The following is a 1,253-nucleotide window of genomic DNA, read 5'->3' on the forward strand; positions in this document are numbered from 1 at the left end:
CCAATATGTCATTTGACGACTTTTAAATCTTACAGTAAAGTAATATGTGATGTCAATTACTTTTTTGAAGTTTTTTTCGTCTGTGACGCTCGCGTTTGGCGTGTGCCTCAGCGACATGTATTAATATATCAACTCTTGTTTTTTTCGTCAACTGTTTTTCTAAAAAAACTTTAGAAAAAAGATAGACCCGCTTGAACCGGTAAAACACTACCCGTTCGCGGGTCTTTTTCGTTACGCCTGTTTTTGCGATTGTCCTTGAGAAGCGGGCTTTTCTTGCAAGCGATGCAGCATTAGAATCTGATACGCATTACAGATTAAAAGTGTCGCAAGCGCCGCCCATAACATCCGCTTATCTTGTGTTGCCTGCAAAGCAGGTACCCATTCGATCAACGTGATGACTGTCATGAGGAACAATGTTGGAATGAACGCTGTAAAGTTCGTTTCCCGTGCTTTCGTCCGCGCGACTAAGAACGCTATTAACAGCAAGACGGCCATCTCACCAATATAAAGGCTCGTCTTATCAAAGCCGTATGCTAATCCGCGCAGGTAGACGCCATCAAATAGTGCAAATGCAATCAAGACGATTTGGACACGATTCCAAAGCTTTGCGCCGCGGAATAAATCGAGTCCGACGCGATGTAAGATCAAGTACGAGAAGAATCCCATCAAACTGATGGCTGTCCACGTACTACTGTAGGAGAGAGCCGTCACATATCCGCTAATCGATTGATTTCGGATATATCCAGGTTCCGCTACCAAGTTAAACACGAAGCCGGCGAGCGTTCCGATTAGGAGCGTCATCCAAAACAGCTTCAAAAATCCTTTAATCTTCATTCTTATCCCTCTACTTTTTCGATGACACGCGTGGCGAGTTCATTATAGTACGTCTCAAATGGATGTTCATCGCGATAGATCGATGGGGCGAAGTCCGCATCATTCGCATATGGTTGTCCAAGTGGAATCTTAGCTAGAATATCGGTTTTTAACGCTTCTGACAACCTCTCTCCGCCACCACTACCGAAGACATATTCTTTTTCGCCTGTCACTTTGCTTTCAAAGTACGCCATGTTCTCGACGATTCCGAGGAGACGATGGTTCGTCTTGATCGCCATTGCTCCTGCTCGTGCTGCAACGAAAGCAGCTGTTGCGTGAGGTGTCGTGACGATGACTTCCTGACAGCTCGGGAGCATAGAATGAATGTCGAGCGCGACATCGCCTGTCCCCGGTGGAAGATCAAGCAACAAGTAATCGAG

General features: G+C 45.7%; 2 protein-coding genes. Both read right to left on the bottom strand.

Annotated elements, in window-relative coordinates; genetic code table 11:
- Positions 1–231: 231 nt before the first annotated feature.
- Positions 232–834 carry a KinB-signaling pathway activation protein gene (locus EXG77_RS15405; protein WP_035399334.1) on the bottom strand — a complete coding sequence of 201 codons (603 nt, stop codon included), beginning with the start codon at positions 832–834 and terminating at the stop codon, positions 232–234.
- 2 nt (positions 835–836) lie between these two features.
- Positions 837–1,253 (bottom strand): P-loop NTPase (locus EXG77_RS15410; protein ID WP_035399335.1); only part of this gene is annotated, 417 nt, incomplete at its 5' end.

The organism is Exiguobacterium sp. OS-77 (assembly GCF_000414195.2).
Taxonomy (GTDB): domain Bacteria; phylum Bacillota; class Bacilli; order Exiguobacteriales; family Exiguobacteriaceae; genus Exiguobacterium_A; species Exiguobacterium_A indicum.